This is a genomic window from Bradyrhizobium sacchari, from assembly GCF_002068095.1.
GTDB lineage: Bacteria > Pseudomonadota > Alphaproteobacteria > Rhizobiales > Xanthobacteraceae > Bradyrhizobium > Bradyrhizobium sacchari.
The window spans coordinates 51,644-58,903 of record NZ_LWIG01000033.1 but is presented as its reverse complement, the minus strand read 5'-3'; the positions used below and the strand labels follow the sequence as shown (position 1 = coordinate 58,903).

The following is a 7,260-nucleotide window of genomic DNA, read 5'->3' as shown; positions in this document are numbered from 1 at the left end:
CGGCGCCGTCGTCGTTGCTGTGATGGCCAACCAGGCCCAGCTCGGCTGGCGCCGTGACCAGGTGGCCTCGGCCGATCTCGCACGCCAGGCCGACCGGTTGCAGCTGCTGACCAGAGAAAGCCAGAACGAGGCCCGCCGCCTCGCCGCCGCCATCGAGACGCTGAACACCGATCGCGACCGACTCTATTCGCGCGTCACCGTGCTGGAGCAGGGGCTCGATTTCGTCACCGGCGCCATCGCCAAACAGAGTGCGAAGCCGCAGGACACGCCGGCGCCTGACGCACAGCCCGCGGCGGCCGCGCCCAGCGTCGGACCGGTCGCCTCGGTGCCGGCGCCATCGGGCGACAAGCCGCGCACCCCCGCCAAGGATCAGACGAAGGAGCCCGCAAAGGACCCAGCAAAGGAGCCGGCAAATCCGCCGCCGCAGAGCGCGGCCGCCGCCTCGCTAGTCTCGCAGGCGCCGACAACGACCTCGGCGCTGCCGATGCTTCCGCTGGTGCCGTCCAAATCGATCATGGCGCCGCCTGATCCCGCCGCATCCAGGCTGGTTCAGCCCGAGGCTACAGAGAAGGCGGTCGAGAAGAAGCCCGAAGTGGCGCCTGCCCCGACCGAGGTCGCCGCAGCCAAGCCGCCGGAAGCGGTTGAAAGCGAAGCGCCAGCCATTGCGGTCCAGCAGACGCGCTTTGCGATCGACCTCGGCGGCGCCAACTCGATCGACGGTTTGCGCGCGCTTTGGCGCGGCGTGACCAAATCCAATCCGGAAGTCGCAGCGCTGCGGCCGATCATCATGATCAAGGAAGGCACGAGCGGCCTCGGCATGCAGTTGCGCCTGGGCGCCGGTCCGCTGATCAACGCCGCCGCCGCCGCAAAGCTCTGTGCGGGCCTGTCCGAAAACGACCGCCACTGCGAGACCACTGTGTTCGACGGCCAGCGACTGTCGATGCGGGGCGGCTCGGAGAAGGGACAAGAAAAGTCCCAGGACCGGGTTCAGGAGAAGAGTTCCGAGAAGAACCAGGACGCGGCACCGCAAGCCGAGACCGCCCCCGTCGCAAAACCCGAGAAGCCAGACAAGCGCCGCCGCAGCTACTCCTCAAAGCGCTCGTCGAAGCGCGAAGAACCCGCACCCGCCCCGCCGCCGCAGCCCGCGCCGGCCAAGCCGGAGACGGCGTCGGCGGGATCGACGCTGACGTCGTTCTTCAGACGGTAGACTTCCCTCTTAGGAAGCAGAAAGTCGAAGCGCTGGCGTTCGGCAACACATTCGCGCTGTGATTCCGTTCCAGATTTTCTCAGGCAGACCTGCCAAAAACCTCGGACTGCCCTGTTGCTCCCTTCCGCCATCCCGACCATATTGCGGCCATGACAAAAAAGCCCTTCCGCCTCACGCCCTACCAGGTGCAGTTCCTGATCGTCGTCGGCTTCGCATCCGTCGGCTATGCGCTTTACCTGCGCTATCTCGGCATCGAGCTCTCGACCGTCGGGCTTGCCTGCGACGCCGGCCTGCAGACGCTGATCTGCAAGGCGCGCGCGGTGTCGACCGTGCTGTTCAAGAATTCGGTGTTCGGCATCGTCGCGCTGGTGGTGGCGACGCTCAACCTGATGCGGCCGTCGATCGTGCTTCTGACCGTCGGCATCATCGCCGCCGGCCTCGGCATCGTGCTTTACAACGTGGTGCTGTCGGGCCTTGCGATCGGCCTGTTCATTCTTGGGTTTGCTCGGCCCGCGCCCGCCACAGCGTGAGCGCGAACAGCAGATAGATCGCGCAGGTCCACAGCGACTGCCAATTGTCGCGTCCCTCGTTGAACAGCACGTAGATCGCCGACAGCGTCAGCACGCCGGCGAACACCGCTTCAGCGATCGGACGCTGGCCGATCTGCGGCCGGTTCAACATCAGCAATGCGAACGGCACCACCGCCATCGTCAGCGAGGCGTAGGGGAAGTCGTGGTAGCGCGGGTCGAACACGAAGCCGAGTGCGGTCTGCGCTGCGATCACCGCGGTCACCGCCAACGTCAGACCGAGCACGGCGGTGAGCTTTGACCATTTGCGGCCCTCGCGCGGGCCGAGCAGATCGAGGAAGGTCGGCAGGCTGCGGCCGATCACCATCGCCTGCGCGCAGAAGACCGGTGACAGGATGCCGGCAAGCAGTAGCGCACCCCAATGCAGCCAGCCGCCAATGCCATAGCTCTCATAGTACATCTTGTCGGCGCCGATCCCGAGCAGGATGCCCGCCGAGGTCGCCGAGATCGCGACACCGAGCCAGGCCGAGAAGCGCGGCGTCCATGGCCGCCGGCGCAGCGTGATCAGCGCCACCGCGAACACCAGCACGCACAGGCCCATGCCCGCGCCCATGTACCATTTCCAGTACGGGAAATTGCTGATCGGCTGCCCGGGCGGATATTTCAGATTCCGGCGCACGGAATCGTAAAGGCCCCAATAGCCGCCCACGGTGCCTTCCAGCTTGCGCTTCCAGGGCTGGTCGTACGACTCGATCAGGTTGACGCGAAACTTGTTTGCCTTTGCCAGGCTCAGGATTTCCGAGACGACGCGCGCCTGGTTGGTGCGTGACGGCAACGCGCCCTCGCGCATGCGCCCCGCGCTCGGCCAGCCGGTTTCGCCGATCAGGATCTCCTTGCCGGGAAACGCCACGGCCATCCGCTCGCGGATCGCCTCGACATGGGCGGCTGCGAACTTCGCCTTGACCGGGAAGTCCTCCCAATAAGGCAGGATGTGGATGGTGACGAAATCGACGGCGTCATAGACCTCGCGGTTCTTCAGCCAGAACTCCCAGACATCGGCATAGGTGACGGGCACGCTGACCTGCGCCTTCACCGAGCGGATGATGGAGACGAGGTCAGCGGTCGTCATTTCGCCGCGCAGCAGCACCTCGTTGCCGACAATGACCGCGGTGATGACGTTGGGGAAGTCCTTGGTGAGACGGACGGCGAGCGCGGCCTGCTCGAAATTCTTGGTGCGGTTGCTGGAGAGCCAGATGCCTTGAAGCACCTTCAGCCCGCCGACCTTGGCGGCAATCGCCGGAACCTGGTCGAGCCCATTCTCCATGGAATAGGTGCGAACGCAGTCGGTGATCTCCTTGAGCTGGCGCAGGTCCTGCTCGATCTGGTCGGCCTCGATATGGGTCCATGCGTTCAGCGGCGACTGCTCGCCGCGGAACGGCGCATAGGAGACGCACTGAACCTTGTCGGCGGGATCGATCGGGGCGCGCGCGAGCGTGATTGGCGTGGCCAGCCACCACCACACGGCAGCGATCGCACCCAGTGAAACGAGCAGAAGCGCCAGTGGCGTACGAAGAGAAATCGGTTCCGTCCTCCGCGAGGTGCCGTCGATTACCTGCTCGCACGCCATCTGCCAAGGGGGCACCCGGAGCGGATCCGCCACGCCCCCAAGGAATTTACCTGCGGCCGTTCGCCAGAGCCCTAGGATCGTGACTTTGCTGGACAAAATTCGAAATACAGGTCATGGGACTCGGCGGGAATTTTCCGCCGCATTGGAGACCCATTTGGACGCCATCACGACGCGTCCGCGGGATCCTGACGCGGGCGGTCAGTGGAGAAATTGGGGAATTCATGCGGCAACGGGTGCGTCAGTCACGAAATGCGGTCCTGCGGCAGTTCGCCGCCACCTTGGCCGTCTCCACCCTTCTTGGTCTGGCCGGCCTTAATAGTGCCTCCGCCCAGAGCGGGACGCCCGCCCCCGACCAGGGCAAGGCTGCGGCCCAGCCTGCCGACGCCGCGGCCAAGGACGCCGCCCAGAACCAGCGCCGCACCGACGAATTCGCCGAAGCCGCCCAGGTCATCAACGGCCCGGCCGGCAACCCTGAATGCGTCTGGCTCGGCCGGCGAGTGGTGCGGCTGATGTGGCGGGATGACCTTGATACCGCGTTCCGCCATCTCGACCTCTATGACCGGTTCGGCTGCCCCGGCGGCCACATCCAGGCGGCTTTCCGCTGCCTGACTCGCTTTGGCGGCCAGATCGATCCCAAGGTCGCCGAGACCTTGGACAGTCGTGTGCACGCCTGCTGGATTAACCCGGCCTCCCAGCCGCAGCAGGCGGCGGCGGCCGCGTCCCAGCCGGCAGCGCCGACCACCGGCAACGCGCCGCCCCCTCAGCCCGCCGCGAGCCCCTCGCCTGCGGCAAGCCCGACGCCGGCGCCCCAGAAATAGCCGCCGGTCGCTTCAGCCTCCGTTCAGGAACGATCGGCCATAGACGCGGTTGGCACTGCCACGCGTCGTTCGAAAAGCCCATGCCCTCATAAGGACATGAGCCAATGACAGTTGTGAAACCGCGCGGCAGAGGTATGCTCCATTTGCCGCGGACTCGGTCGGATCTCGGGGTCGGATCCGCTTCCCTGCCACCTCAGCCCCTTTTGGTTTAGCCGCGATGCGCGTTGTCGCCGCCGTTCTGTTGCTCGTGTCCGCGCTTCACGCTGGGCTGTGGGGAATCCTGCGCGACAAGGAACCCGCTCCCGATTTCAGGGGCCTGCTCCCCAGCGTTTCCTATGCGCCCTTCGAAGGCTCGGCCCATCCCGACATCGACAACATCCCGAGCGTCGAGAAAATCCGCGCCGACCTGAAGACGCTGTCGACCATGACGCGCGCGATCCGCCTCTATTCGTCCACGGGCGGCGTGGAACTGGTGCCGCCGATCGCGGCCGAGTTCGGCCTCAAGGTCACCGTCGGCGCCTGGATCGACAAGGACAAGGACCGCAACGAGCGCGAGATCAAGGCGGCGATCGAGCTTGCCCGCAAGAACAGCAATGTCGTGGGAGTCGTGGTCGGCAACGAAGTGATCTACCGCGGCGAGCAGAAGGTCGAAGACCTCATCGATATGATCAAGAAGGTGAAGGGCTCGGTGCGCGTGCCCGTCACGACCGGCGAGATCTGGAACATCTGGCGCGACAATCCCGACCTTGCCTCCAACGTCGACTTCATTGCCGCCCACGTGCTGCCCTACTGGGAAAACTTCCGCTCGGACCAGGCGGTCGACCAGGCCGTCGACCGCTACAACCTGCTGCGCAATCTGTTCCCCGGCAAGCGCATCGTGATCGCCGAGTTCGGCTGGCCGAGCCAGGGCTACAATTTGCGCAACGCCGACCCCGGTCCGTTCCAGCAGGCTCTGACCCTGCGCAACTTCGTCAGCCGCGCCGAAGCCATCGGCATGGAATACAACATCGTCGAGGCCATCGATCAGCCCTGGAAATTCTTCGAAGGCGGCGTCGGTCCATATTGGGGCATCCTCGACGCCAGCCGCGAACCGAAATTCGCCTGGACCGGCCCGGTGGAGAATCCTGATTACTGGAAGCTGATGACGATCGCGCTCCTCGTCGGCATCCTCCTGTCGCTGCCGATCCTGCGGCTTGAGCAGCCGACCGCCAAGCAGGCGTTCCTGCTGTCGGCCACNCCGCCAATGGCGTCGGCGCCTGGGCTGCGACGGTGTTCGCCTTCTGGAACGGGCACTATTTCATCTTCGGCTCGGCGTTCGCGCTGACGCTCGGCATGATCCTGCTTGTTCCGCTGGTGCTGATCGCGATGGCACGCATCGACGAGATCGCTGCCGTCGCCTTCGGCCGGCCGCCGCAGCGGCTGCTCGCCAGGGGCAAGCCGGTCGAGAACGTGCCGGAGAACTACTATCCGAAGGTCTCGATCCATATCCCGGCCTATTTCGAGCCTGTCGACATGCTGAAGCAGACGCTCGATGCGCTGTCGCGGCTGAACTATCCGAACTACGAATGCGTCGTCATCATCAATAACACGCCCGATCCCGCCTTCTGGCAGCCGATCCAGGACCATTGCCGCGCGCTTGGTGAACGCTTCAAGTTCATCAACGCCGAGAAGGTGCAGGGTTTTAAAGCCGGCGCGCTGCGCATTGCGATGGACCGCACCGCCGTCGACGCCGAGATCATCGGCATTCTCGACGCCGACTATGTCGTCGAGCCCGACTGGCTGAAGGACCTCGTGCCGGCCTTCGCCGACCCGCGCGTCGGCCTCGTGCAGGCGCCGCAGGAGCATCGCGACGGCGATTTGTCGATCATGCACTACATCATGAACGGCGAATATGCCGGCTTCTTCGACATCGGCATGGTCCAGCGCAACGAACTCAACGCCGTCATCGTGCACGGCACGATGTGCCTGATCCGCCGCGCCGCGATGGACATGGCCGGCGGCTGGTCAAGCGACACCATCTGCGAGGATTCCGATCTCGGCCTTGCGATCCAGGAACTCGGCTGGGTCACGCACTATACCAACACCCGTTACGGCGCAGGCCTGTTGCCGGACACCTACGAGGCCTTCAAGAAGCAGCGTCACCGCTGGGCCTATGGCGGGCTCCAGATCGTCAAGAAGCACTGGCGCCGCTTCCTGCCGGGCGCGAGCCGGCTGACCTCCGACCAGAAGCGCGAATACGGCCTCGGCTGGCTGAACTGGCTGGGCGCCGAAAGCCTCGGCGTGGTCGTGGCGCTGCTCAACCTTGTCTGGGTGCCGATCGTCGCCTTTGCCGACATCGCCATTCCCGACAAGATCCTGACGCTGCCGATCATCGGCGCCTTCATCGTCTCGCTGGTGCACTTCCTGTCGATGTACCGCGCCCGCGTCGCGATCAAGCCCGGCCAGATGCTGGGCGCCATGATCGCGGCGATGAGCGTGCAGTGGACGGTGTCGCGCGCGGTGGCGCAGGGCCTCATCACGGAGCACATCGCGTTCGCGCGCACGTCCAAGGGCGGCCTCAGCAGGATGTCGATCGAGTTCCAGGCGTTTTGGGAGGCCGTGATCGGCATCCTGCTCCTGGTCGGCGCCGGCGTGCTGGTTGCCTCCAACAGCTTCCGGCAGATCACCGAGATCTACATTTTCGCCGGCGTGCTGGTGCTGCAGAGCCTGCCGTTCCTGGCGGCCGTCGCCATCGCCATCCTCGAGCTCAGCCGCATCAACTCGTTCCAGTTCTGGCGCGACAGCGCGATCCGCACCGCCGAGCTGATCGGCCTGCGCCCGGTCGCCCTGCCTACCCGGGCGGGAACGCCGCAGCCGGTGCCGAACGAGGTTCGGCGCGAGGCGAACTGACGGACCCAAGACGTCGCGGCGCGGGCGAGCCCCGCGCCAGCGCCGCCCCATACGGCAGTTCGGCGTGGATGACGGTCCGCCAATCGAGTTGAAAATTCCGGCCTAAGCTGCCGACATCCCAAGCAAATCCCCACCCCTGCCGCGAGTTTCGGCAGCCACCCGCGCTATTGACCTCCGCAGCCACTCCCCCTA

At 65.5% G+C, this 7,260-nt stretch carries 5 protein-coding genes and 1 pseudogene; 5 read left to right on the top strand and 1 reads right to left on the bottom strand.

From position 1 onward, the window contains the following. Both A5906_RS28305 and A5906_RS28300 read left to right on the top strand, forming a co-directional pair. Positions 1–1,207 (top strand): hypothetical protein (locus A5906_RS28305; protein ID WP_245326950.1); only part of this gene is annotated, 1,207 nt, incomplete at its 5' end. A 149-nt stretch (positions 1,208–1,356) separates the two neighbouring features. Next, positions 1,357–1,737 (top strand): hypothetical protein, encoded by a 381-nt coding sequence (locus A5906_RS28300; RefSeq protein WP_080138510.1) that lies wholly within the window; start codon positions 1,357–1,359, stop codon positions 1,735–1,737. Here A5906_RS28300 and A5906_RS28295 read toward each other — a convergent pair. Further along, positions 1,697–3,361, bottom strand: coding sequence for a glycoside hydrolase family 17 protein (locus A5906_RS28295; protein ID WP_136615572.1), 1,665 nt, complete (start codon positions 3,359–3,361; stop codon positions 1,697–1,699). The two genes, A5906_RS28300 and A5906_RS28295, sit on opposite strands and share 41 nt — an antisense overlap. 221 nt (positions 3,362–3,582) lie before the next feature. Here A5906_RS28295 and A5906_RS28290 point away from each other — a divergent pair, with 221 nt between their 5' ends. The 3 genes and pseudogenes from A5906_RS28290 to A5906_RS45205 form a co-directional block, all read left to right on the top strand. Next, the gene (locus A5906_RS28290; RefSeq protein WP_080138508.1) at positions 3,583–4,179 is read left to right on the top strand and encodes a beta-1-3, beta-1-6-glucan biosynthesis protein; all 597 of its coding nucleotides are present in this window, start codon (positions 3,583–3,585) and stop codon (positions 4,177–4,179) included. Between the two features lie 217 nt (positions 4,180–4,396). Beyond that, positions 4,397–5,415, top strand: a pseudogene (locus A5906_RS45210) (glycoside hydrolase family 17 protein); the annotation flags it as partial. A gap of 1 nt (position 5,416) precedes the next feature. After that, a partial coding sequence (locus tag A5906_RS45205) for a glycosyltransferase (protein ID WP_245326949.1) occupies positions 5,417–7,068 on the top strand: 1,652 nt, incomplete at its 5' end. Positions 7,069–7,260 lie beyond the last annotated feature (192 nt).